This window comes from Candidatus Woesearchaeota archaeon (assembly GCA_018675335.1).
Lineage (GTDB): Archaea > Nanobdellota > Nanobdellia > Woesearchaeales > UBA11576 > JABJCP01.
Genome location: JABGYH010000001.1, coordinates 119,996 through 143,658, shown reverse-complemented (window position 1 = coordinate 143,658; position 23,663 = coordinate 119,996). Strand labels below are relative to the sequence as shown.

The 23,663-nt window shown below is 31.2% G+C and carries 22 protein-coding genes and 1 tRNA gene; 20 read left to right on the top strand and 3 right to left on the bottom strand.

Going from position 1 to position 23,663, the window contains the following annotated elements; all coding sequences use genetic code 11:
* The 6 genes from HN587_00700 (at position 1) to HN587_00675 (ending at position 6,982) form a co-directional block, all read left to right on the top strand.
* A complete protein-coding gene (locus tag HN587_00700; GenBank protein MBT7902351.1) occupies positions 1-1,563 on the top strand; it encodes a ThiF family adenylyltransferase in 1,563 nt (520 codons plus the stop codon).
* Positions 1,564-1,576: 13 nt separating this feature from the next.
* The gene (locus HN587_00695; protein ID MBT7902350.1) at positions 1,577-2,473 is read left to right on the top strand and encodes a hypothetical protein; all 897 of its coding nucleotides are present in this window, start codon (positions 1,577-1,579) and stop codon (positions 2,471-2,473) included.
* A gap of 77 nt (positions 2,474-2,550) precedes the next feature.
* Positions 2,551-4,227: a protein kinase gene (locus tag HN587_00690; protein ID MBT7902349.1), complete on the top strand. Its 1,677-nt coding sequence runs from the start codon at positions 2,551-2,553 to the stop codon at positions 4,225-4,227.
* Positions 4,211-4,891, top strand: coding sequence for an adenylyltransferase/cytidyltransferase family protein (locus HN587_00685; GenBank protein MBT7902348.1), 681 nt, complete (start codon positions 4,211-4,213; stop codon positions 4,889-4,891). Before HN587_00690 ends, HN587_00685 begins: the two co-directional genes overlap by 17 nt.
* A gap of 30 nt (positions 4,892-4,921) precedes the next feature.
* A complete protein-coding gene (locus HN587_00680; protein MBT7902347.1) occupies positions 4,922-5,872 on the top strand; it encodes a hypothetical protein in 951 nt (316 codons plus the stop codon).
* Between the two features lie 75 nt (positions 5,873-5,947).
* Positions 5,948-6,982: a hypothetical protein gene (locus HN587_00675; GenBank protein ID MBT7902346.1), complete on the top strand. Its 1,035-nt coding sequence runs from the start codon at positions 5,948-5,950 to the stop codon at positions 6,980-6,982.
* 47 nt (positions 6,983-7,029) lie between these two features.
* On the opposite strand, the gene rlmD is transcribed toward HN587_00675, so the two are convergent.
* Positions 7,030-8,163, bottom strand: coding sequence for a 23S rRNA (uracil(1939)-C(5))-methyltransferase RlmD (gene rlmD / locus HN587_00670; protein ID MBT7902345.1), 1,134 nt, complete (start codon positions 8,161-8,163; stop codon positions 7,030-7,032).
* A gap of 191 nt (positions 8,164-8,354) precedes the next feature.
* Here rlmD and HN587_00665 point away from each other — a divergent pair, with 191 nt between their 5' ends.
* From HN587_00665 to HN587_00630, 8 genes are all read left to right on the top strand, one after another.
* Positions 8,355-9,260 (top strand): methyltransferase domain-containing protein, encoded by a 906-nt coding sequence (locus HN587_00665; GenBank protein MBT7902344.1) that lies wholly within the window; start codon positions 8,355-8,357, stop codon positions 9,258-9,260.
* A gap of 134 nt (positions 9,261-9,394) precedes the next feature.
* Positions 9,395-10,411, top strand: coding sequence for a hypothetical protein (locus HN587_00660; protein ID MBT7902343.1), 1,017 nt, complete (start codon positions 9,395-9,397; stop codon positions 10,409-10,411).
* A 381-nt stretch (positions 10,412-10,792) separates the two neighbouring features.
* Positions 10,793-12,379, top strand: coding sequence for a hypothetical protein (locus HN587_00655; GenBank protein MBT7902342.1), 1,587 nt, complete (start codon positions 10,793-10,795; stop codon positions 12,377-12,379).
* 91 nt (positions 12,380-12,470) lie between these two features.
* Complete coding sequence (nadE, locus tag HN587_00650; protein MBT7902341.1) at positions 12,471-13,454, top strand: NAD(+) synthase; 984 nt, start codon at positions 12,471-12,473, stop codon at positions 13,452-13,454.
* A gap of 437 nt (positions 13,455-13,891) precedes the next feature.
* On the top strand, positions 13,892-14,446 hold the full coding sequence (locus HN587_00645) for an NUDIX domain-containing protein (protein MBT7902340.1): 555 nt from the start codon (positions 13,892-13,894) through the stop codon (positions 14,444-14,446).
* 50 nt (positions 14,447-14,496) lie between these two features.
* Entirely contained in the window at positions 14,497-15,204 is a 708-nt protein-coding gene (locus HN587_00640) for a cysteine hydrolase (GenBank protein MBT7902339.1), read from the top strand.
* A 163-nt stretch (positions 15,205-15,367) separates the two neighbouring features.
* Complete coding sequence (locus tag HN587_00635) at positions 15,368-16,117, top strand: NUDIX hydrolase (protein ID MBT7902338.1); 750 nt, start codon at positions 15,368-15,370, stop codon at positions 16,115-16,117.
* Positions 16,118-16,282: 165 nt separating this feature from the next.
* The gene (locus HN587_00630) at positions 16,283-17,362 is read left to right on the top strand and encodes a DHH family phosphoesterase (protein ID MBT7902337.1); all 1,080 of its coding nucleotides are present in this window, start codon (positions 16,283-16,285) and stop codon (positions 17,360-17,362) included.
* A gap of 140 nt (positions 17,363-17,502) precedes the next feature.
* Here HN587_00630 and HN587_00625 read toward each other — a convergent pair whose 3' ends face one another.
* Positions 17,503-17,739 carry a hypothetical protein gene (locus HN587_00625; GenBank protein MBT7902336.1) on the bottom strand — a complete coding sequence of 79 codons (237 nt, stop codon included), beginning with the start codon at positions 17,737-17,739 and terminating at the stop codon, positions 17,503-17,505.
* Positions 17,740-17,977: 238 nt separating this feature from the next.
* Between HN587_00625 and HN587_00620 the strand changes: the two genes are divergently transcribed.
* The 3 genes from HN587_00620 (at position 17,978) to HN587_00610 (ending at position 20,230) form a co-directional block, all read left to right on the top strand.
* A tRNA-Gly gene (locus HN587_00620) sits at positions 17,978-18,068 on the top strand.
* Between the two features lie 161 nt (positions 18,069-18,229).
* The gene (locus tag HN587_00615; GenBank protein ID MBT7902335.1) at positions 18,230-19,054 is read left to right on the top strand and encodes a hypothetical protein; all 825 of its coding nucleotides are present in this window, start codon (positions 18,230-18,232) and stop codon (positions 19,052-19,054) included.
* 39 nt (positions 19,055-19,093) lie between these two features.
* Positions 19,094-20,230 (top strand): glycosyltransferase family 4 protein, encoded by a 1,137-nt coding sequence (locus HN587_00610; protein MBT7902334.1) that lies wholly within the window; start codon positions 19,094-19,096, stop codon positions 20,228-20,230.
* Here the strand turns inward: HN587_00610 and HN587_00605 are convergent, their stop codons facing one another.
* Entirely contained in the window at positions 20,231-21,271 is a 1,041-nt protein-coding gene (locus HN587_00605; GenBank protein ID MBT7902333.1) for a hypothetical protein, read from the bottom strand.
* A 335-nt stretch (positions 21,272-21,606) separates the two neighbouring features.
* Here HN587_00605 and HN587_00600 point away from each other — a divergent pair, with 335 nt between their 5' ends.
* From HN587_00600 to HN587_00590, 3 genes are all read left to right on the top strand, one after another.
* Complete coding sequence (locus tag HN587_00600) at positions 21,607-22,641, top strand: AI-2E family transporter (protein ID MBT7902332.1); 1,035 nt, start codon at positions 21,607-21,609, stop codon at positions 22,639-22,641.
* 105 nt (positions 22,642-22,746) lie between these two features.
* On the top strand, positions 22,747-23,259 hold the full coding sequence (locus tag HN587_00595) for a histidine biosynthesis protein HisIE (protein MBT7902331.1): 513 nt from the start codon (positions 22,747-22,749) through the stop codon (positions 23,257-23,259).
* Between the two features lie 59 nt (positions 23,260-23,318).
* Positions 23,319-23,660 carry a hypothetical protein gene (locus HN587_00590; GenBank protein MBT7902330.1) on the top strand — a complete coding sequence of 114 codons (342 nt, stop codon included), beginning with the start codon at positions 23,319-23,321 and terminating at the stop codon, positions 23,658-23,660.
* The last annotated feature ends 3 nt before the right edge of the window (positions 23,661-23,663 follow it).

Genomic DNA, 23,663 nt, shown 5'->3' with positions numbered 1-23,663 from the left:
ATGGTTATAAGATCATCAAGACAAGTTGAGCCTCAATTTCGTCAAACAGGACAATCAAGACAATCTGGCGAGGGAGAGGGACTACAAACTGGAATTAGCAGATATGATAGGCAAGAATTGATTAGAGGGTGGGATCAATCAGCACTTACAAATTCTAAATTAATTATTGTTGGTTCTGGAGTACTAGCAAATTATACTGCATTAACTGCTGCTGCACTTGGTTTTGGAAATATTGAATTATTTGGTCCTGGAAGTGTTGATGTATTGGATGTTGCCAATTCTGAAAAAGATTTTTCTAAAGGATTTAGTTATTTTTCTCAAGGAACTAAAGTTGATTTAATTGCAAATTTCGTATCCAGAATAAATCCTGAAGTTAAGGTTACGGGAATTAATTTAAGACTTGACAAATCACAAAATCTTAATTTAATAAGTGCCCCGTCAGTGATTATTGATACGACAAATAATCCTTATTCAAAATTTAATTTAATTGAATATGGAATTAGACAAGGAATTCCTGTTGTAAGTGCGTCTTGTTCTGAAACTAGATCTAAACTTGGAGTTTATGATCCAATAACTCAACGATCTTCAGGGGATCAACAAAGATATTTGGAAAATATTTTGTTTGCAGAATTTACTGGACAAAAACAAAGTAGCATTCTTAGTTCTGTTATGAGTGCACTTGCAGTAGAAGAGGCTAGAAAAAAACTCATGCCTATAAATGGAGAAAAAACAATAGAAGATATTCTTATTTATAATTTAAATTCATTAGATCGATTTAAATCTGATGTTGATTTTGAATTCTTGAGTGAACCTGATGATTTTAAAGATAAAACAGTTTTAATGGTCGGTGCGGGAGCATTAGGAAATTTTGCCGGACTTGAACTAGCATTAAACAATATTGGTAAATTAATTATGATTGATGATGATGATATTGAACAAACTAATTTAAATCGACAAGTTTTGTTTTATGATGCAGTTGGCAGATTAAAAGCAACTACTTTGGCTGAACGATTACAAAGAATAAATCCTAATCTTGAAGTCGAAATTATGTCTGAACGATTAACTCCTGCAAGCGAACATTATTTTTCATCAGGGGAGGCGTTTTCTGAATTAGATTTGATGATTGATACTGTTGATAATAATAAAGCACGAGCACTTCTTAATTATTATTCTACTAAATATGGCATTCCTTTAATTAGTGGGGGTACTAGGTACAATAGTGGCCAAGTAGTGGTAAGTATACCTGGACAAACAGCATGCTTGGATTGTAAAGTTGATATTGATAAATTAGCAATTTCTGCACACGCACCACAAAGTTGTATTCTTGCAGCACAACCAAGTGTTATTACTTCAAATCAAATAATCGGTGGGATGATTGTTGGCGAAGCAAGATGTGTTCTTCGACCAGATAAATACGGTCCTGCTTCAAATAAAATTCTCAAATATATTTCACAAGATGATTTCAGAATAGGATCTCTGCCTGCTGCCCAATCTTGTAGTTGCCATCACAACGAAGAAAAGATTGGGAGTTGGATGGAGAAAATGGCATATCTTTATGTGTGATAAGGGTGATTGAATGGTTGATATAACAGAACAAACACGACAACAAATAACTGGGAGACAAACTGATTCAGGAGAAGATTTTTCAGATTTGATTCAAGGAATCAAGGAATCATATCATAGAACTAATGTTTGTGATGTGGATTTAACAACACATTTATCGTCTGATTTAACAAAACGTGTAGGATGGTTGTTACAACAATTTCCAGATATTTCTAATAGAACTTATAGAATAAATTTTGATCCATTACAAACATTATTTTTACATAAATTAGTGAGTGAAGAAATATTAAGAGAAAGAATAGTTGTTACGCGAGAGGATTATTTTAAAGGAATTGGATTTATTGATTTTTTAACATCTATTCTGCTTAACAACAAGGATGTCTGTCAAACATATCAAGAGTTTGAACGCCGATTAGAACAAAGAGATCAATTTTTAGATCCAGATCTTGAAATACTTGTTAAGTATGGTTCGATTAAATTTGATTCCTTGCTTGAAGAGCGACTTATTTTGAAAGGAACTGTGGATTACCGCTATGATAAACGAAGATTTAATCAAAAAAATACTCAAGTTGAAGATTCATATGGTATTTTAACATTTGTAAGTCCGACGTATCATGAATTAGGCAAGTTAGTCTATGGGTTATTTGAACATCGCGAAACAAAAAAAGAGCTTGAAAGAGTTACTGGAAATTATGATCTTAAAGCATTGTTGTTTATTGATTCAATTGTTGGATTTTTAGAATATGATGAAAAAATAAGTGTGTTTGAATTACTTCACGAACAAAAATATTTTGAAGCAAGTGTTGCTGCAATTGAAGTCTTAGGTCAAAAAACAAATGCTCGAGAAGTAAATAATTATATTGCTAATTTACAAACAAATTATCCGGGTAGGCAACGCCCTGCAATTTAACTAAAATAATAATTTGGTTAAATGTTGATTTGATAATTTGATGAATTAATATTTTTATGGATTGGTTGATTGGTAAAATGATATTAACTATAAAAGAACAAGAAAAATTTCAGGAATTTTTAGAAAAAAATGAATTAGTTAGTTTAATTCAACTTTATTCTAAAAAACTGGGAGGGGAAGCAAAATGTGAATTGTTCGAATCTGCTGCGGATCAAATTATTGGTGTTGCAGGAAGTTTTTTGAGTTCAGATCAACGAAGTTCTTTTGGAGGAATTATTAGTTTGGCATATTCGATGATGTTTGCGCTGCCTGAAGCATTAGATGTTGCAAGAAAGTTTAATAGTGAATTTTCTGAAACTCGCGTTTTTGAAATTGCAAAATGGAAAGGAGATTTTGGGGTTGTTAAATCAGTATTAAGTAAACATCCGGATTGGATGAGTTCTTTTGAATATCAACAATTTTTAGTTGAAAGTGCAATACCTCACATGCGAATGCAAAAATTAAGTGAGTCAAGTAATTTGAATAAAGGAATTTTAGGTTATGAACTTGATCTGGCAGTTTTTAATCAAATAAAAGCTGATTTGAATATTCCTTGCGAACATGCAGTCAAACAAACATTATTAAGAATGCAACAAGAAGGTAATCGAAATTATGCAAAACAAGCATTATTATCTAAAGAACTCGGTTGGTTGGGAGTAGTAAAACCCGATTTAGTCGAGATAGCGAATGATCGTGTTAACTATATTTCTAGACGAGACATAAGATCTAATTTAGAACAAGTTTTAGCTAATTCATTTAGTGAGGGGGATCTTGCAAGATCTAAACGACGCATAGTAAAACAATTACAAAAAGGAGATTCTAATGAATTATTTCCTTTGGCAAGCAATATATTTTTGGTTGAAGAAGAAGGAATTGCAGTTGTTTACAAAGAAAATTTAAGACAATATCTTGATTTTTCTCGTGTTGGAGGTTATAGTCAAGAAAAAGAAATACTTGAACGGGTAGATAATCCTAATATTGTCAGGTATTTTGGAACTTATGATATTGAAGGTGTTGAATTTCTTAGATTAAAATTTATAGAAGGGACTTGTTTATCGAAATATACGCACAAAAATGAATTATTAGATTTAATGTCAGTTGTTAAAATAATAACTACCATTGCAAATACAATTGATTATTTAGGGTCTGAAGGAATTGTTTACAATGATGTCAAATCAACAAATTTTATTTGTGTTTCTGATTCTTCTGGCACGATTGAAGATGTTATTATGTATGACTTTGGAATGTCAAGACTTTTAGAACCTAATGATTTAACTTCTGAGGGTCATGTGCCTTCTGGTTTTTGTTGTAGATCGGTATTATCAACTCCTAAATATATTCCTCCAGAGATGGCTCTTGAATTTAAGAGTTATAAACATTCTGATGTGTTTCAATTAGGTATTCTTTTTTATGAATTATTAACTGGAGAACATCCTTTTTCTCGAGTTGAATTTAAACAAGGAGATGCATATAGAGAAAGTGAAGTTCTTATGTACGGTTTGGCGAACGCATACAATGAACCTAATCTAAATTGTGATAAATTAGTTGAGTATGAAGAATTAGGTGATTTAATTGGTGACATGCTTATTAAAAATCCAACTGAGCGAATATCTATGCAGGACGTGAGTAGAAGATTGGGGGATTATCAAATTTCGCAAGAACATGTTTCTAAATTAAATTGTGGTGGTGAGGTTAAAAATGAATTATGGGTCTAACAGAACAAGAAATTCTCAGAATGGGGGAATTAGACGAGGATTGTATTTAGGAAGGTTTCAAATTCTTCATAATGGACATTTACATGTGTTAAAACATATTGATCAAGAACCAGATATCGATGAAATTTTGATTAATATTGGAAGTTCACAATACAGTAGAACTAACAAAAGTTTTGAAGCGCCATGGATTATAAATCCTTTTTCATATGAAGAAAGAAAAGCTCTGGTCGATCGATCGTTACAAGGTGAGATAACAAAGCCGTACAAAATAATTGCATTGCAAGATCAACATTATTGTCCAAGTTGGATTGCGAGTGTGTTTCATGCAAATCCTGAATTTCATGTATTTTTTTCAAATACTGCACGAGAAAGAGATCTTTTTGAAGAAAGAGGAATTGAATCAAGAGGCATACCTATTAAAGATAAATTTCATGCGCAGATAATTAGAGAAATGATTGCATATGGAGATGATTTTTCACAATATGTTCCAAAAGGAGTTGTGGAAGTTGTTCGTGAAAGAGATTTATCACGAATTTTAAGAGAATTTTATGCAGAGCATGCAGAAGAAATTGATGAAGTTCATGCAATGCAGCGTAAATTAGGAATTGCGTGTTATGCAGATTTATTTGGTGAAAAAGATATTCGGAAACAAATTGGTGACTAAGCTGTCTAAGTAGTTTGTGAGGGGATGAATATGGGTAATCGTAAAAATAAAAGACGAAAAACTGGACGAAGAATTATTGTTACGTCAAGTATTCCAGATCATATGCAACGAGCAGGCGCAAAAGCAACAATAACTGATAGTGGTCATTTAGCTTATGTTCCTCAAACATTTGTTTCTGATGATGCTCAGATTACTCAAGCGTTAGAAGCAGAAGTCATACCTGTTGAAGTAAAAGTTGCAAACATTCAATTACCTAAAGAGCTATTACCTCTTGATAAATCAATCTCTAAAGTAGTTTCAAAACAAGTTAAGCCAATTATTTCTTCAGAGGCCGCACCTGTTTGGGAATGGAGAACTTTTGAAGAAATTGATTGTGAAATTGCAGATAAATTATTAGCATTACCTGATTATAATCTTGTTTCTGGCGAGGATGTCTATTTGGCGTATGAGGGAATTGCTGAATTTAATGTTAAAGTTCGAGATGATAAATTAAAAATTAAACAATATCTTTATTCAGAAGGAGGACTTGAATTTTGGGCAGATTATTCTAAAACGTTTCCAATTCAGGGGGGAAGTTTTGAAAAAATAAGAAGTGAAACAAAACTTCCTATAATGAAACAAATGGGCATTGTTACTTTGGATGATTTGTTGGGATTGGCTGAAGAAAGTTCACAAGTTGAAGTTGTGAGAGTGAATAAAAAAAGAGTTATGAAATTATACAAAGGATGCGGAATTGATTTAACTTTAGTATCGGTAAGTATTGTTCAAAATGCGAGGAGCGAACTAAATCAAGTGGGGGCTTATAATGGTGGAGTTGGACTAGTACTACCAAAAGAATTAGAACATAAAGTTATTTCTGCTGCAACGGTGGGAATTGAATCACAACAAAAAGAACAAATTCATGAAGTTTTAGATGAGTTTGGACTTCGTAAATATGCTCAACAAAATTATTCGGGTTTCCTTAAACAATTAATACAATAGCTAATTTAAATTTAGTTGAAATAATTTGATATTCATTTGAACCAAGTTTAATTTATTTGAAACAAGTGGAGGCGGATTAAAATATATGAAAATAAACCTGCAATTATCTGTACTTTAGGCACAACAACTGATAGTTTGAGTGTTCTTGAAGAATTGGTTGAAAATGGGATGAATTGTGCGAGGATGAATACTGCATACGCAACTCTTGAAGAATATCAGCAAAGATATGATTATGTGAAACGTGCTGGTCAAGAAAAAGAAAAAGATGTTTCTGTGATGATGGATCTAAAAGGAACTCAGTTAAGAGTTCATGCAAATGGAATTTATGCGGTTGAGTTAGGTCAAAGAATTAATGTGGGTTTTAATTCTGGACCTGTTAGTTTTTCTCATGATTTTGGATCTGCAGTTCAAAGAGGAGATGAAATTTATTTTGAAAATGGGACTATTAAAACTAAAGTTATAAAAGTTACACCCACTCATTTAAGTTTAGAAGTTTATGATGCTGGTGAGGGAGAAATAAGGAATATGATGGGAGTTAATGTTCCTGAAAAATATATTCCTTTAGAAAATTTAACAAAAAAAGATGAATTAGTAGTCGATTTTGGTGTTGAAAATCGTGTAGAATATTTTGCATTGAGTTTTGTGAGAAGTTTTTCTGATGTTCAAAAACTGATGGGAGTTATTGAAGAATCAAAACAAAAAAAAGGAGTTACTGATTACTCTCCTGGAATTATTGTGAAAATTGAAGATTATTTTGGTGTTGCAAATTTAAGTTCTATACTTATTAATTCACAAAAAGAGGGAATTGATGTGAGCGTTATGCTTGCAAGAGGAGATTTATTTGTTGAAGTGCCTCCTGAAAAATTTATGGGATATCAAAATAAAATTATGTCAACTTGTAAGGCTTATGGAGTTTCAGTCATTGTTGCAACTGGATTATTAGAGTCGATGCAGTATAGTGCTCGGCCAACAAGATCTGAAGTTATTGATACTTCTTATGCAGTAATTTCTGGTGCGGATGGTTTGATGTTGAGTGGAGAAACAAGTAATGGTATTGATCCAGTAAATGCAGTTAAGATGTTAAAACAAATTGTTGATGAGAATATTTAGATTTTTTTTTTATTTGTGTGGGATTGTCATGTATTAAGTTTTTCGTTTTATTGAGTTGGTTCTGGAGTTTTCGTTTTTAGAATTAATTCAACTACTGCTTCACAATGAGGAGTTTGTGGAAAAAGGTCAAATACTGCTGCACTTTTGATTTGATAGTTTCTTAATTTGTGAATATCTCTACCTAATTGGTTTGGATTGCATGAAACATAAATAATTACTTCTGGTTTTAGTGTGTTAATATGATCAATGGTTTTAGGATTCATGCCGCATCTTGGTGGATCAGTTATGAAAAAAAGATCTGAAGTTGGAAGTTCGAGTTTTTTAAGATATTTAGCATCTAAAACGTGAGCTGTTGCATTGGTTATCTTATTCGTCTCTAAATTAATTTTTGCAGCGTCTATACATTGAGGAAAACTTTCAGCAATAATTACTGTTTTAAATAATTCTGAGTTAATTATTCCAAAAGTTCCAACTCCTGCATAAAGATCAAGCAATGTTTTATTTTTTGTCTCATATGTTTTTAAAATATTATTTACATATTTGTGCATTTGTTCTGCCATTTCAGTATTATTTTGAAAAAAGCCTTGTACGTGATATGTGAATTGTTTTCCAAGATAAGATTCTGTTAACATATCTTTTCCTTTGATTACAAAAAAATCTTCGGAAATGCTGGTGTCTGTGTTTGAATGAACATAAGTTACAATTATATTTTCTGCAGAAGTAGTTTTGGCAAATTCTTTAATTTTATCAATTGCATTTGAAATTTTAAATGAATCTGAGTTTAGAACAAAAGAAATTGAAGATGTATTTTGAGGAGTTCTAATTACTGCATATCTTAATGTGCCATTATGTTTTTTTATATCGAAGAAATCAGGATCTTTAAAAAATAATTTTATTTCATCTGCGATTTTGTTTATTTTTTTATCTGCAATAAAACATTTATCTATGTTTACTGTTTTATACCATTTGCCTTTGACTCTAAATCCTAATCCTGTTGGGCTAAAGAGAAGATCCATTCTATTTCTGTAGTGCCAAGGACTGCTTGGAAATGCTTTTACGTTTTCACAATCAATTAGATTTTCGATATATCTTTTTTTATTTTCTAATTGCGTGTCATAATCAACATGTTGGGTGTTGCATCCTCCGCAAGTTCCAAAATGTGGACATATTGGTTCTACCATGTAAGTTTGGAATTGGTAAGTGTTAATAAAGTTTTTTGTGTTTTGTTCTATTAGTTTTTATGAATTTTTATGTTTTTTTTGTTAGTTTGATATATTTTGTATGTTCGAAAAGTTTAAATAGTAGATAGTGTATACTTAACAATAAGTTGGTGTGAAATCAACCAAAAATGATAAAACAAAGGTTAAATACAATGAATTCGGACAATTTAGCAATGAACTTAAGGGGGGCTGACCCAAAAACTTTTAAAGCGCCAGCACATTATGATCGAGGACAGGCAGGATATTTTGCATACGCTGCGGGAATGGATGCAAGTATGCAAGAAAAAGCCAAATTCTTGCCCTATGTAAAAGAGGGTCTTATATTGGAAATGGGCTGTGGTAATGGCACGGTTCTAGAATTATTATCTGCTTATAGTCAGAATTCTCAAATTGTGGGAGTTGATATTTCAGATAAAATGCTTCAATTAGCGGGAGAACGGGAGTATCCTAATCCTAATATTGATTTGCAAAAAGGGGATGTTTCAGATTTAATTGCTGAACCTGGATCTGTTGATTCAATTGTTTTTTGTTCAATTATGCATGAAGTGTATAGTTATGATGGATATTCGTTGGGTGCAGTGGATCAAACGTTGGAAACTTCAGCTAAAATGCTTAGTCCTGGTGGGCGATTAATAATTCGTGATGCGCCTAAGACCTCAGATGAAAGTGTATATTTAAGATTTAAAAATTTAAAAACGCATAAAAAATTTGTGAAATTTGCAAATGATTTTGGGCCGTACAAAATAGATTATGATTATGATGGTGAAATGGTCAGGGTTAAAGAAAATGATTCCCGAGAATTTTTGTCCAAATATATTTATGAACAAAACTGGGATATTGAAGTGATGGAGCAGTTTGGTGTTTATACTGTTGAAGAATGGCGTTCACAACTTCAAGCTCATGGATTTAGAGTTGTTGGGGTGCAAAGTTATTTGATTGATTGGTTGAAAAAAACACATTATGAAAAAGATGTTGATATGTTTCAAAAGAAAAATGGAATTTGGGTTCCTAAAGAATATCCTGATTCCACTATGATTTTAGTTGGAGAAAAAATATAGTTTTTTTATTTTGTTTTTATTTTGTTTAGTTGTTTAAATTTTTTTAAAAATAATTTAGTTTAAATTATTGTTGGTTGCAAAATTATAAAGGGGTAATAATAATTAAGGAGTAATAATAATTAATTGGTGAGCATATGTCGAGAAAACTAAAAGATTTAAGTATTAAAAATGTATTGGTGGTATACAAAAAACCTAGGCTTGAGATGTTGAGGGAGAAAAAAGATGATCCTGTAACTGTTGCGTATTTATCTGATCCTGATAATTTGAGACAACTTTTGCTGAGTAGTCATGAACAAAATAGGATGATTGATGTGGTGCGCAGTGGTTTGGAATCAAGTGGTTTTTCAACAACTGTAGTTTATCGAGGAGATTTAAATTCTAAATTAATTTGTGATAGTGATTGTGTTTTTTCGTTGGGTGGTGATGGAACTGTACTTGAAGTTAATGCATATAATAAAAATACTCCTGTGGTTGGAGTTAATACTGATAAAAGAATGGTTGAGTTAAATCAGTTTGATGGTTCGGAAGGATTTTATTGTGCGATGAGTCAATTAGATTTTGATGCAGTATTTTCAAAATTTTTGGAAGGTGATTTGGATATTGTTGATTTGATGCGACTTGAAGTTGAAGTTGATGGCAAATTAGTTATGAATCCTCGTAATGGTTTAGTTCACAGAGTTCTTAATGATATATCTATTACTGGGAGATCTGGCCATAGTACTGCTGATTACTCTGTGATTTTGCCTGGTTATTGTGAGCAACATAGAAGTTCGGGAGTTATTATTTCAACTCCTCAAAGTAGTTGGTCGTACTGGGAAATGGGGGGTGTAGATTTAGAAGAAGTATTGTCTGTTGAAGATTGTGCATTTAATGTTGTTGCAAGAGGTCTTGGTCCTAGACAATCTCATGTGGGAATTAAAACGAGGCGATTTATTGTTAGGGATGCAGAATATGTTGAAGTAAAATCAAAAAATCCTCGTACGTCACTTGCAATTGATGGGGATCATCCAGATACAGTTCATGAGTTGGGATTGGATCGACAAATTAAAGTATATAGATCTGCACATCCTTTGCCAGTTGTAGGATTTGACACTCAAAAAATATATTGGTACGCGAGTAAAGCGAATCAACCAGTAACGAGAGAATTTTGAAATTGGTATTTTTTTTGATTTTTTGATTTTGATTTTTTGATTTTTTGATTTTTTTTTTGTGTTTTTTCTTTGAATATGTTCTGTATGGGCGAAAAGTTTATATAGTTGTAAGTGTATAATACACAATAAGAGGTAGTGAAGATAAAACGTCTTTAATTGTTGTTTTTGGCGTTTTTTAATCAATTTCGCATTTAACAAAGAGCGTTTTGAGCTTTTTTTGTGCGTTTGGCAGTTTTTTGGGGCTGTTTTTCGTGCGAGAAGTTTGAAGTGCTTTTTTTTATCCAATACTAAGTGTGTTTTAGACACAAACTGCGTGTTTGAATGAATGAACTTGGAATGGTGAATCAAACTAGCGAAAGCTATTTTGGGAGAATATAAAAAATGAAAAATAATCAAGATTTAAAATTAAGACAACCTAATTTGTTGGGAATTGATCCTCGAATACTTGCAGGAACAAAAGATCATTATGAAACAACTATGGCTGACACGTTAGTTGTTGCAGATGATTGCAGAAGAAAATCCACATTTAATGTTGCAGTAAGAGGACTTCGAGACCACAAGGTTGTAGGAAAAAGAACTTTGGAAATTGAAGGTGCAAAATTTGAAGCATTTCAAATTGAACAAGATAATTATTTGATGGTTGCAGGTATAGAACAAGCAATTGCGGGAATTCTCGCTTATGAAACTTCTGATGAATTATTATCTATGCTTGAACGAAAAGGTATTGCGTCTGAAACAATAACTGAGCTTGATTCTAATAAAAAATTGGATTTGGATGTTTATGGGATTCCTGAAGGTGTGCCTGTTTTTGGAAATGAACCTATGTTGAGTGTGAATGGCACATTTGAACAAGCACAATTTCCTGAAACTATAATTTTAAGTCAGCTAGGTTATCAAACTGCGGTTGCTACGACTGCTAGTTATATTAGGAATATGTTAGTTGAATTTGGACGAGAAGATATGTTAACTTTGGAAGGTGGATCTCGACGATGTATTTTTCCACTTGCAGCATCAAGGGCGGCACTTATTGGGGGATTTAAAGGAACTTCTTTGGAACAATTAGCACTAGAATATCCTGAATTAGAAAATGTTGTTGGTGGTAGTGCGGGACATTCTGCAGTTCTTCATGCGGGAGGAGACAAAGAAGCATTCGAAAAACAATTAAGATCATATTTTGAAATAAAAAATAATGATTCTCAACAAACAATCGATGAAAAAATAAAATCTGGTGAACAAAAAAAACCAGGACCTACTTTTTTACTTGATACTTTTGATTCGACAGAAGGACTTGAAGTTGCAATTAGTTTGATTGAAAAATATGGTTTGAGTAAGGCTGCTGTTCGAACTGATAGTGGGGATCCTTTAGAAAGATCAAATTATATGCGGGGCAGGCTTGATGAATTGGGGCTTGATTTTGTAAAAATTATGGTTTCTGATGATTTGACAGGATATAAAGTTCATGAACTTTTGGAAGCAAAAGCTCCAATTGATATTTTATTGATGGGCACATATTTAGTTAATCCTTACAAATTGCCGGGTCCGGTTCACAAAGCTGCGCGAGATGAACAAGTTGATGGAAGTGTAATTGATGTTTGTAAAATTGTAAAAAATAATCCTGCGAAAGCAACTCTTCCGGGAAGACTAGAAGTTTATCGAGTAATTTCAAAAAAAGATTGCAAGGCTGATCGAGATCTAATTTTGATGGCTGGCGAAAACGTTTGTGATTATTTGACTGATGATGATTCTGAAGCTTTAAAATTAACAACTCAATTTGTTGAAGGTGGCAAACAAGTTTATGATTTTCCAACTATGACTCAAATTCAACAAACTCGAGAATATCATTTAGGTTTGATGCGAGAAGAACATATGAGATTCAAAGGTGCAATTCCTTACAAAGTAATTGTTTCTGAAAAAATTAAATCCGCTCAACAAAAATATTCGCAAAAAATGTTTGGAGAAAAAACTTAGAATTGAATGAACTGGTTTAGAAGTATTTGGAATTATTTTGGTTTATGAGTTATTATTCAAAATTATTTAAGACTGATGTGAGGTAAAAAAAATGGAAAAAAGAATTTATAATGTTGATTTAGAAAACATAACTGAACAAGGTTTGAAAGAATTACAACAACAGTATGTCCAGGATCCTATGAGTTTATTGAAAGTTGATGAGGTTGATGCAGATCATTTAACGCAAAGATTTACTGGATTTTTAAAAGATTATTTGAGTTTGGCAGGTATTGAAGGGTATGTTTTAGGACTTAGCGGAGGACTTGATTCGAGTTTAGTTCTTGACTTAAGTGTTGAAGCAATCGGTTCTGAAAATGTATTGGGCTTATTAATTCCGTCTGAAAAAACAAGTCAAGATAGTATTGATTTTGGTAAGATGGTCGCAAAACAATATGGTGTTTCTTATGCTGTAGTTCCTCAAGAATTATTTGAATTAGCAATATTAGCAGATAATTTAATTGAAGATTCAATTGATAAACAATTAAGTGAACAAGGAAGTTGGCAACGGACTGGATATTCTGATAATAGTATGAGAATTGGAAATGATCATGCGAGACAAAGAATGAAAATTCTTAGACGGGCTGCTGCAAAATATGGTTTGCTTGTTGGTGGAACAACAAATGATACTGAACAACAATTAGCTTATTTTACTACTGCAGGAGATGGTCGAGGAGGAATTGATATTGAATCCATAGTTAGTTTACCAAAAACTTCTGAATTCCAATATGCTAAACATAGAAATTTACCTTCTGAAGTTATTGATCGAATTCCTAGTGCGGAACTTATGGAGGGGCATACTGATGAAGGAGAATTAACAAAATTAATTGGTTATGATGTAAATTATATGACTATAGATTTGATGTTAACTGGTCGTAAAATCGGATTAACTCCTGTGCAAATTGAGTCTGCTAATAATAGTCCATTAATAACTGAGGAAAGTGTGAACGGTGTTTTTGCATTTGTGGATCGAGTAAGTTTCAAATTAAAACCAGAACCAAGTGCGAATACTATATATTTTTCAGGAGGGGATACATGATGAAAACATACGCTGGAAAACAAGCATTAATTGTTGCAGGGGGAAGACCACCTCATGTGGGCCATGGTGATATTGTTAAACAAATAGAAGAAGCAGGTTTTGATAAACTTGTTTGGGTTGTTGGAGAATATGGTAACAAGGTGAGTTTTCGTAGTCCATTTGTTGGTGTTGAACGTGAGGAGATGGTTAAGGCAATGTTAAAAGAGCGAACAATTGAATCTGTTGTTTGTGGTGTTGCGGATATTAATGATCCTCCTAATTATGCGAATCATGTGATTGATACTTTGGCTTTGTCAGGCATTGAAGTAAATGAAGAAAATACTGTTGTTGTTAGCGGTAATGGTTATACATATGATTGCTTTACAAATTATGGTCGTGAGTTTGAACACATGGAGCAGCAAAGGCGTGTTGATATTAGTGGGACTCAAGTTAGGCAGATGATTGCACTTGATCTTCCTTGGAGATATTTTGTTTCGAAAGGGGTGCAAGAAATTATTGATGACTTGGATGGTGTTTCTCGAATTAAAGAATTGCATGAGTTAGTTGAATCTTCAAAACATGGGGGATATCAAAATCCATTACCTGCTGTGGATATTATTGTTGCTGATGAAGTTGATAATTCGCCTGCAATTTGGATGGGATATCGAAAAAATGATCCTGTTGGTTGGGCATTATTTGGGGGTTTTATTGATTATGGTGAAACAATTGAACGAGCAGGAGTTAGAGAACTAGGTGAAGAAGGAAGTGTTGAAGGATATGATGTTTCTCAATTTAGGTGTTATAGCGCGTCTGATCGAGATTCGCGAGTTCATATGATTTCGCATGTTGTAATTGCGAAAGCTCGAGGAGAATTTAAGCCAAATGATGATATTTTGGAAGTTAAAAAGTTTAAATTAAGCGATCTTCCGTCAAATATTGCTTTTGATCATCGAGAAATTATTGGGGATTACGCAAAAAGTATTGGTTATGACTTTTTTTTACAAAAGAGTTAGTTTGTCTATGACACTTAATTAATTTAGACTTATTTTGGAGGGTTATAAAAATGAAACAAGAACAAAAAAATAAAATTGGTTTACAATCGGGAAAAATTGTTTTTTATGATGTGGATACTCAGAATGATTTTATGAGGGAAGATGGTGCTCTTTCTGTTCCTGGAGCAGAGTCTCTGAGACCTAATTTGGAATCACTAACTAATTATGCGCGTCAAAATGGGATTGAAATTTATCATAGTAGAGATAAACATTTTGGAACTGAGGAGTATTCGCATGTTGAAGTTGAATTAACTAAATATGGGGGTCCATTTGGCGAGCATTGTATGGCTGGAACTTATGGTTGGGAAAACATTGAAGAAACAACTCCTAAAAATCCAGTTCATGTTGAAAGCAGTAAATATTCGTCTGACGAATTGACTGATTTATTAAATTCTCCTGGAGAAAAAGTTTTAGAAAAACAAAGTTTGACTTTATTTATTAATCCTGACACGGGAGAATATGGTAATCAAAATGCTGAAGAAATTGCTGAACATTTGAAAGAAAAAACAATGATTCTTTATGGAGTTTATACTGCGCATTGTGTTATTTTTGCTGCAGAAGGATTTGCTCAAAGAGGGGTTGATGTTTATGTTGTTGAAGACGCAATTTATGCGGTTGGAGCAGTGCCTAATGAAAGTGATATCGCAATTGAACGAATGAAAGCTGCAGGGGTTAAATTTGTAACGACAAATCAAGTTGTTAGTGGAGAATTATTTTAATTGCAAGTTTAATTTTTTATTTTTTTATTTTTTTTTAAAATTTAACTAAGTGGGCTTGATTGTCGGGTTTAATTAAATTATAATCTGGTTATTATTAAATTAAAATATATTTATTTTTAAAATAAAAACATATATAAATGTATTATCTACACTATATGGTGTTATGGTAAAGAAATCTGAACGAAAAATGCTTGAAGAAAAAGAATTTCTTAAAACTTATAATCCTGCAGAATATAATCATCCTTCTGTGACTGTTGATGTAATTATATTTTCGATTCAACATGATGAATTAAAGGTGTTGTTGGTTAAACGTGGAGAACACCCGTTTATTGATTGTTGGGCGATGCCTGGTGGTTTTGTTAGGATTAATGAAAGTCTAGATGAAGCTGCGATGAGAGAATTAAGTGAAGAAACTGGTGTTAAAAATGTTTATTTAGAACAATTATACAGTTTTGGAAAAGTGAAGCGAGATCCTAGAACTAGGGTTATAAGTGTTGCATATTATGCTTTGCTTGGCGAAGATAATTTAAAAGATGTTAATTTGCGGCCTACAACTGATGTTAAAGGAGTGGAATGGCATTCGGTGGAAGATTTACCTGAATTAGCATTTGATCATAAAGAAATATTAAATTATGCATTGCAACGATTAAAATACAAATTTGAATATTCTACTGTTGGATTTCAATTTTTACCTGAGCGATTTACATTAACTGAAATACAAAAAATATATGAAATTGTTTATGGTCGCGAATTAGATAAACGAAATTTTAGGAAAAAGCTTAATCAAATGGCCATATTAAAAGAGACTAATGAAACAAAAATTGAGGGAGCTCACCGACCAGCAAGATTATATCGTTTAAAAAATAAAAACATATATTTAATAAAGGACCGCGGATTCTTTGTTCCATTTTAGATTGTTAATAATTTTAATTATATTAATTGAATTTTTATTTTATTGATTTATGAGTTTAATTAAAGTATTAACTTATAGGTTTAGGTTATTTATTTTGTGAGTTTTAGATTTTAGCTTGTAGATCAAATGCGAAATTTTTTAAATAGGTTAGGTAAAATAAATAAAATGTCTCTTACTGCAAAAGAAAACAAAGAAATTCTTGACGAATTAGATTCTTGTAATCGTCCATTATATTTTTTTCATGATGACACGGATGGGCTTTGTAGTTTTCTTTTATTTTATAGATATAAAAAAGAAGGAAAAGGTATTTGTGTAAAAGCACAACCAATTTTAAATGACCGATTTCAAAAAATTGTTGAAGATTACGTTCCTGACAAAATTTTTGTGTTAGATATTCCTAATTTAGATCAAGATTTTGTTGATACTGTTGTTAAAGAATTAAAAATTCCAATTATTTGGATTGATCATCACACTCCTCAAAAAATTTCTGGAGTTAAATATTATAATCCTCGAAAAAAAGATATTGATAATAATATTCCTGCAGCAAAATTATGTTATGATGTTGTGGTGCAAGATCCTGAACGAAAAAAAGATTTGTGGATTGCAGCAGTAGGATTTATTGGTGATTGGACAATTCAACCAGGACTTGATGAGTTAGCTAAACAATATCCTGGGCTTGTATCTCCTAGAATAAAACGTCCTGAGAAAGCATTATTTGATACTAAAATAAGTGAAGTTATTCGAATTATGAATTTTATTTTAAAAGGAAATACTCGTGGAGTTATGAAGTGTGTTAAAGTATTAACTCGAATTGAGTCTCCGTATGAATTGTTAGAACCAACTACTCCTCCTGCAAAATTTGTTATAAGACGATATAATGTTGTAAACAAAATATATCAAGATATGCTTTCTGATGCGCTTGATAAATTTAGAAAAGAAAAGTCTAAACTTTTAGTATATGTTTATGAGAGTGGGCAATTAAGTATGAGTGGAGATTTATCTAATGAGCTTTTGTATAATTTTCCTAAAAATGTGATGATTATAGGTCGCATAAAAAATGGCGAAGTTAAAATGAGTCTTCGTAGCGGTATCAAAACTAAAAAAATACCTCCTATTCTGAAAAAAGCATTAATAGGTGTAGAAGGTTATGGTGGGGGACATGAGTACGCTTGTGGATCTTGTGTTAAAGAAAAAGATTTTGATAAATTTCTAGCTTCAATTAAAGAACAAGTTGATGCAAAATAACTTGATAGTATTTTTTTTGTGTTGTGTTTAATTCTGTTTGATTAGAATTTGAAATTAAAATATTTTATAAGATTAGCTTACGCTAAGTATTAACCTTATTAGTAATTTAAATTCATAAAAAAAATATTTTTATAATTTTCTTACATACTTTCAATTGCTTTTTGAATTAAAGGCAAGATTGTTTTAATTTCTTCTTTAGTAAGTCTACCTAATCGAGCAAAAGTAAATTCGCCTGCTTTGGTTTTGTTTTGCCTTGTAATCTGAAGCTTAGGTTCATTTTCATTATAAGCAAATACGCCAACAGTAAGTTTACTATTTCCGACTTCGAGAGCTTCTGCGAAGATTTCTTTATCTAGACTTTGGTCAAATCCTGGCATAATATACCACCCCATAAATTATATACTATAAAATACTTTAATATTTTATATTATTATACCTTATAAATGTCCTTTCCTTTTTAAAGTTTTCCTGAAAAAAGTTAGAAATGGTTGTGTAATGTGTATTTTGGAGGATATGTGTTAATGAGGTTAATTATTGATTTTTTGAGATGTTTAATTATTTTGATCAATCATCCGCAAAAACTTTATAAATGTCTTGATTTTTCTTAGGTTTTACGCGCCGGTGGTCTAATGGCTATGACAGTGGCCTTCCAATCATTCATTTGAGAAGGCAGCCACTTATCTGGGTTCAAATCCCAGCCGGCGCACTCATATTCTTTTATTATTTTGTTATGCGCGGAATTATTATTTTTTATTTTGCGTATGTTTATGTAAGTTATTGAATTGTATTAAACGCAATATTTAAATAAAATTCTGTGTCAAGCAAGTGTTAATAGCTAATTTTATTGTTATGTGAGAAAATTTAAGGATGGTTGTTGAAACAGAAAAACAAAACTCAATTTCTAAAGTTAAATCCGATTCCAAAAAAAATTTAAGAAAAATGTCTGAATCTACTAGATTTAAAAATAAAATTAGTTCTAACAATAAAATTAGCGCTAAAACTAAACCTGGGGCTAATAAAGTTAGTTCTGAAAATAAATCTAAGTCTAAAAGAGAAACCATACTTGTTCTTTGTGCGCATCCTGATGATGAAGTGTTAGGTCCTGGAGGTGCTATTGCAAAATATAAAAAAACAGGTAAGTATACTGTTTGTATAATATTTAGTTATGGGGAACAAAGTCATTGGTGGATGAAAAAAAAATATACTGTGGAAAAGCGAGTTGCTGAAAGCAAAGCTGCTGCAGAAATTATTGGGTATGATGAAACTATGTTTTTGGGGTTAAAAGATTTACAACTCAAAACTGAAATAGCGCGTCCAGAAGTTATTGAACGGATATCTAATTTAATTATGAAATATGATCCTGAACGAATATTTACTCATAGTATGGATGATATGTTGTATAAAGATCATGTTGCAGTTCACACTGCTGTGTTAAAAGCAATTAAAAAAATAAAATTTAAAGGAGATATTTATACTTTTAATATTTGGACAAAAGATGTTCGAAATTCAAAAAATCCAAAATTATATGTTGATATAACTGATACTTTTAGTATCAAAATAAAAGCATTAAAATGTTTTGCTAGTCAAAAAATGGCTTTAGTTCAATTATTGCCAACGGTTATTTTTAAGGCAGTAAGGTATGGTTTTTCAAATAAAACAAGATATGCTGAAATGTTTGTGAAAATAAAATAAAAAATCTATGTTTTTTAAACTTAAGGTGAAATAAAAAAAATGTCTGAGCAAAAATTGCCTAAGTTGTTGATAACAACAGATAGTTTTCTTCCTCGGTGGGATGGTATTGCTAGATTTCTCCAACATATAATTCCTAAATTAGCTAAACAATATGAAATAACAATTATATGTCCAAAATTTGAAGGTGTTATGCCTGAGATAAAAAATGTGCGTTTAGTAAGAGTTCCATTATCAAAATTTAGAGTTGGAGATTTTACGTTGCCAAAATTCAAACACGGGTTAATAAAAAAATATGTTCAAAAAACAGATCTTGTTTGGAGTCAAACTATTGGGCCTATTGGATTATTGAGTATGGCACTTGGTAAAAGATATAATAAAAAAGTTTTTTCTTATGTACATTCAATTGAATGGGAATTATTTTCAAAAAGTTTGAAATATTTAAAAAAACCAGTAGAATATTTGATGCAAACATTAGTTCCTTTTTTGTATAATAAATGTGATGCGATAATGATTCCATATCCGGGTGTTAGAAAAATGCTTAAAAAACGTCTTATTTTTTCTGATATGGTTGTTGTACCTTTAGGAACTGAGGTAGATCATTTTAATTCTTTGCCTGGAAAAAGAATGTCTAAAAAACTTATAGGGATAAAAGAAGATAAATTTGTGATTGGGTATGTTGGGCGAATTGGTCGTGAAAAAGATCTTGATACATTATATCGTGCATTTAGAAAATTTAATTCTGAATATGCAAACTCTAAATTAGTTATAGTTGGAGGCGGAGTTCCGTTAAAATTTGAAAATATGCAAGATATTATTTTAATTGGATCAACTAGTAATGTTTTAAAATATTATCAAGCATTTGATGTTTATGTGTTGCCCTCACTTACTGAGACAACATCTTTGACAACTATGGAGGCCATGAGTTGTGAACTTCCAGTTATTGTAACTCCTGTTGGTTATTTGAAAGAATATATTAAACATAGAGAAAATGGACTTGTTTTTCCACAAGGTAATTCTGATAAGTTAAATTTATTTCTTAAAAAATTAATAAAAGATCGTCAATTAAGAATGCAATTAGGAAAAAATGCAAGAAAAACCATAGTTGAAAATTTTACTTGGGATAAAACAGTTCAAAAAGTAGAAAAAACATTAAAAAAATTTATTTCAAAAAAATAATTAATCTTCTTTTGGAACCCAAATTAATTTATTTTTCTCAAAACTATATTGTTGAGCTTCTCCAGGGTTTGTTTTTGGGAATGCGTCAGAATATGCAGGAATAAACATCTCGGATGCAGGATCTTTAACATAATGAGTTGGTTCAAAAACGCCACCATCAAAAACTACTCGTCTTTCATTTACTAAAAATTCCATAACTGCTGCAATATATCGTCTTTCTAAATGATGATCAAAGGTTGAAAGAATATGCTCTTTTGATGCATTTCCTCTTTCTGATTGTAATAACTCCATAACTCTATCTGTTAAATTTTTTCCAGGAATTTCAAAACAATTTGCACAACAATTTGCATATCCCCAATCAGCATCATCTTTATTTGTTGGTTCTGGTCTTACTGTTTGATCAAAATAATGTGCAAATCTCCAATCAGTGACGCGGTCTTTTCCTCTGTAGAATACAACTCGAACGTCAAACTCTGGATCAAAACCATGTTCTGCAATTCTTAATATTCTGGCATTTTCAGAATCAGGTTTACTGCACTGAGCACCCTCAACTTCAACAACGCAATTTGCAGAAAGTTTAATTGGATAATTTGTCATTTCAAGAACTCTTCCCATTGGTCCGAAAATATCTCCTCTGAATGTTCTATCAAGTCCTTCAATAATAAGCATGAGTGGATCTGGTTGTTTAACATCAGTTAATGCATTTATCACTGGAATTAATCTATAATCATAAAAGTTTGCTTCTGAAATTATGCCTACATCAACACGTTCCCCTTGCGCTCTTTTTTTAGCAACTTCTTCTAACATTTGTTCAGGGTGTTTAACATCAATACAAATTGCTGGAAATTCTATCAGTCCAGTTGATTTAATTTTATCTTTTGGATCTCTAGTATTAACATTATTTGTGAATGCTAAAATTCCATATCTTGAATAATCAATAGATAGTGCTTGTGCGATTGCAAAAAACGTTTTTCTAGAATTCATACGTCCTGCGTATACTATTGTTTGTCCTTTCATTACATCTATTGGAATATTTTGCATGAGCACTTTACTTCACCTCGTTATTGTATCTTTGTAAATTTATTTTTTTTTCAAGCTTTCTTTTGGTTATTTTTTTAGGGATGAGAGAAAGTTATTAAAGATTTGTAATCAAAATCCTGGGTGACAGTTTGTTGTAGCAGAGTCCTTCACAGACTAGTTTTTGTGTTTAAAATGATAACATTTTTAAAGGATAATTATTATTTATATATGATTGGGGTTGTATGGTTTAATTTTTAATAAAATTTAAGTTAGTTACTTCAAATATCATATTAGTTTTTTTCCACATTTATTTGGTTAAAAATTAATTACTATATTTTTAAAAAAGAGTGTAAACAATGGTAAGTTCTAAAAAGAGTGAGAAAACCGATTATGGGTTTCAAGGTAGAATTGCACATTATATTCTTTTAGGAATTATATTCGGACTTGGATTTTTATTAATATATATGTTAAAACCATATTTTTCTGCAATATTTGGAGGATTTATATTAGCATTTTTATTTAATCCATTGTTTAAAAAATTAAATGTAAAAATTAAAAAACCCAAATTATCTGCAATAATTACTATGTTTATCGCACTTATTATTGTTATAGTTCCATTATTATTTTTATCAGGCGTACTTATTTCTCAGGGCACATCAGTTGTTAATAATTTAGATAATTTTGATACATATATTCAAAAAATTAATGATTTGGGTCCGTGGGATATTCAAACTGATGCACTGGAAAAGTTATCTTCAAATTCAATTTCTTATATTACTTCAAAAATTCCTGCAGTTATTTCTCAAATTTCTTCATTTGTTCTTTCAATGTTTATTTCATTCTTTTTAATGTATTATTTATTACTTCATAAAGTACAAATTTATGATTTTTTTAAAAATCATTTACCATTAAAACCAAAAGCTAGTGAGTATCTCTTATCCAATTCTCGACAATTAATAAAAGCCATGCTTATAGGGCAAGGCGTGATTGCATTATTGCAAGGAACTCTTGGAGGTCTTGGATTTTTAATTTTTGGAATAGATGGTGCATTTTTTTGGGGATTTGTAATGGCCGTAACTTCAGTTATTCCTATGGTTGGAACTGCAATAGTTTGGGCTCCTGCAGCAATATTTCTTTTACTTGATCAAAATTATACGGGGGGAATCGGACTTATTTTATGGGGAATACTCGTTATTGGAACGTCTGACAATATTGTTCGTCCAAAACTAGTTAATAAATTATCGGATATTCACCCTGTTTGGGTTTTACTCGGAGTTATTATTGGATTAAGTTATTTAGGTCTTATGGGACTTATTGTTGGTCCACTACTTATATCATTATTTTTTGTATTAATTAAAGCTTATTCGGCAGAAACTAAAGAATTAAAATAATAATAAATTAAAACTGGTTTATGCTGTTTTAAATTTAATTGAAAATAAATTTTTTAAATAATATTGTGTTTTAAATTATGTTTATGAAAAAGAGGTGTTTTATTAATGGCAACAAAAAGAAAAGTAACTCGTAAAAAAAGTATTTCAAAAAAGAAACCTGTTCTAAAAAAATCCGCAGTTAAAAAAGGGGTTAAATCTGCAGTTAAACGAAAAGTAGTAAAAAAACTAGCAGTAGTTAAAAAAGGAGCTAAGAAAAAAGTAAAAGTAATTAAAAGCGCTGCTAAAAAGAAAGCTTCAGCGGTTAAAAAAACAGTTAAGAAAAAAGTTTCTGCAGTAAAAATTAAAACTACTCGAGTTACAAAAAAAGCAGTTAAAAAAGCAAAAGTAAAAGCTGTGGCAAAGGTTAAAAAAGTAGAAAAGAAAGCAGTAAAAAAATTAAATCATACTGAACAAAAAGCTAAACAAAAAGTAAAAGAAGTATCAAAAAAGTTTAGACAAATGGAAAAACAATTAGCAGCACATGTTAAAAAAGATCCACATAAAGCAGTAATTATTGCGGTTGCAGTAACTGCGGCAGTGGGGGCAGCTTTAATTGCACTTGCTAGACGTAAAAGATAATTTTTATACATTTTTATTTTTTTTATTTTATTTTTTTTAATATTTTGGGGTGATTTATATTGGCAACAAAACGAATAAAAAAAGAACCTTCAAAGTTAGATAAAGCAATGGATGTAGCTGATAATTTTGGAGATATTATGATTAATTATTTGAATTCTCGGTATCGAATTAGAAGACGGTTTGAAGATGCAAAAAAAGAAGTATTTGAGTTTGTTTACAGTATTAAACGAAGTCTATTTAGAACATTAATTGAAGCAACACTACTTCTTACAGGACTTGTTGCGTTTATTGCAGGCGTTATTTTAATACTTCAAAAACATTATCCTCTAGAGATTGTTTTAGTAACTTACGGTCTTGTAGTTATGGTGGTTATTGCACTTCAATTGAAAACTAGAAGGTAAGAT